Origin of the sequence: Streptomyces viridosporus, from assembly GCF_002078235.1 — a bacterium.
GTDB classification, from domain to species: Bacteria; Actinomycetota; Actinomycetes; order Streptomycetales; family Streptomycetaceae; genus Streptomyces; species Streptomyces viridosporus.
The window spans coordinates 1-2,470 of sequence record NZ_MSGP01000537.1; the positions used below are offsets into that span (position 1 = coordinate 1).

The window sequence follows — 2,470 nt, forward strand, 5'->3', positions numbered from 1 at the left end:
GCCCCGCCGGGCCCCGCCGGAACTGCTCCGGCGGGGCCCGCGCGTCCCGGCGCCGCCTTCCGCCGCATTGATGCCAATATGACTGGAACGGAGTGACCGCAGCGGAACGACCGGAGCGACGACGAGCAGCCGAAGGAGCCCCGCGATGCCCGAGCTCAGTGTCATCGTCCACGGGCCGAACACCCAGGACCACCTGACCGGCCTCCTCGACTCCCTCGCCGCCCACCCCCACCCGGGCACCGAGGTCGTCGTCGCCGCCGTCGGCGACTGGGCCCGTGAGACGGCCGAGCGGCACGCCCCCGGGGTCCAGGTGCTGCCCCTGCCCGACGGCACGTCCGACGCGGCGGCCCGGACGGCGGGGGCGGCCCGGGCCACCGGCCGCTGGCTGCACTTCGTCCACGCCAAGGACGGTCTGCCGCCCGGCGGCCCGCGCACGATCGCCGAACGCGTCGCCGAACTCCCCCCCACCGTGGACGTCCTGCTGATCGACCACGTCCGCAGCACCTGGCGCGCCCTCGGGCTGCCCTCCGCGGACGGCCCCCTGCTCGCCCGCGCGGGCCGCACCGACCTCGCCCTCGACGACAGCGCCTACCTGCTGCGCCTGACCCCGCTGCTCGGCACCCGCGTCCTGCGCGCCGGTTTCTGGCGGACCCACCGGGACCGCCTCACCACCGACGACGAACCGCACGCGGCCCTCGCCGCCCTCCTGCTCGCCGACCGCGTCGCCTGCCTGCCGCACGTCGCCCACGAGGACCGCCGGCTGCGGCCCGCCAGCCTCCCCCCGGTCACCGCCGAGCAGCACTACGCCCTCGTCGACCGCTACGAGAGCCTCCTCGACCTCACCCGCGACCGCCCCGCCGCCTACACCGTGCTCTACGAGATCATGGTCCGGGACTGCCTGCGCACCTTCGCCCGCGGCGGCATGCCCGAGGACGTGGCCCGGGAGTTCTTCCGCCGGGCCTCGCTCGCCGCCCTGCGCCGCCGCCCCGAGGGCCACCGGCGCCCCGCCGGCCTCGACGGCGTCCGCCGCTCGCTGCTCGAGGAGGGCGCCTACACCCGGTACCGCGCCTTCCAGGCCGCCAACCGCACCCGCCGCGCCGTGCGGTCCACGGTGCGCACCGGCAGGCGGCAGCTCGGCACCCGGGTCCGCGACCACCAGTACCGCAGGGCCCTGCACCGGCCGGTCGATCCCCAGCTGGCCGTGTTCGCCGCCTACTGGAACCGCGGCGTCGCCTGCAACCCGGCCGCGATCGCCGCCAAGCTGGCCGAACTCGCCCCGCACATCCACCCGGTGTGGGTGGTGACCGCCGAGAACGCGGCCCTGCTCCCGCCCGGCACCGACCACGTCGTCCCCGGCACGCGCCGCTACGGGGAGGTGCTCGCCACCGCGAAGTACCTCGTCAACAACGTCAACTTCCCCAACGCGGTGGTCAAGCGTCCCGACGCCGTCCACCTCCAGACCCACCACGGCACCCCGCTCAAACGCATGGGCCTGGACCAGATGTCCTTCCCGGCCGCCGCCCAGGGACTGGACTTCGCCGCGCTGCTGGAGCGCGTCGACAAATGGGACTACAGCCTCTCCAGCAACAGCCACACCACCCGGATGTGGGAGCGGGCGTACCCCTCCCGGTTCGTCTCGCTCGACCACGGCTATCCGCGCAACGACGTCTACTACACCGCCGGCGCCGACGACGTCCGCGCGGTCCGCGAGCGCCTCGGCATCGCCCCGGGGCGCCGGGCCGTGCTGTACGCGCCCACCCACCGCGACTACGAGGCCGGCTGGACCCCGCGCCTGGACCTGGCCGCGCTCGCCGACCGCCTCGGCGAGGGCACCGTCCTGCTGGTGCGCGGCCACTACTTCTACGACGGCGCCGCCTCCCCGCTGACCGGCCTGCGCCGCTCGGGCCGCATCGTGGACGTCTCGTCCTACGACCCGGTCGAGGAGCTGTGCCTGGCCGCCGACGTCCTGGTCACGGACTACTCGTCGATCATGTTCGACTACGCCAACCTCGACCGCCCCCTGGTGATCCACGCCGACGACTGGGAGACGTACCGCACCACCCGCGGCGTCTACTTCGACCTGATGGCCGAGGCGCCCGGCCCGGTGGCCCGCACCCAGGGGGAACTCACCGAGATCCTCACCACGGACGCCTGGCGCGACGAGGGCGCGGCGAAGGCGCGGGCCGTCTTCCGGCGCCGGTTCTGCGAGTACGACGACGGCCGCGCCGCCGAGCGGGTCGTCCGCCGGGTCGTGCTCGGTCAGGCCGGCCTCCCCCCGGTCGTCCCCCCGCACGAGCGCCGTCCGGTGCCGGCGGCCGGCGCCGCGTCCGGCCCGCCGCCGCTCGCGACCGTGCCGGCGCAGCAGCGGCCCGGCGGCCCGCTGACCGTCACCGACCGCTTCTGACCGCCGTTTCCCCCCGGGAGTGCCCATGTCCCCCGGTTCGTCGCGGCCCACTCCGACCCGGCCGCC

1 protein-coding gene is annotated in these 2,470 nt (G+C 75.7%); it reads left to right on the forward strand.

What is annotated here, in order from left to right:
• The first annotated feature begins 145 nt into the window (after nucleotides 1–145).
• Nucleotides 146–2,404: a CDP-glycerol glycerophosphotransferase family protein gene (locus B7L92_RS31715; protein WP_255311228.1), complete on the forward strand. Its 2,259-nt coding sequence runs from the start codon at nucleotides 146–148 to the stop codon at nucleotides 2,402–2,404.
• Nucleotides 2,405–2,470: the final 66 nt, after the last annotated feature.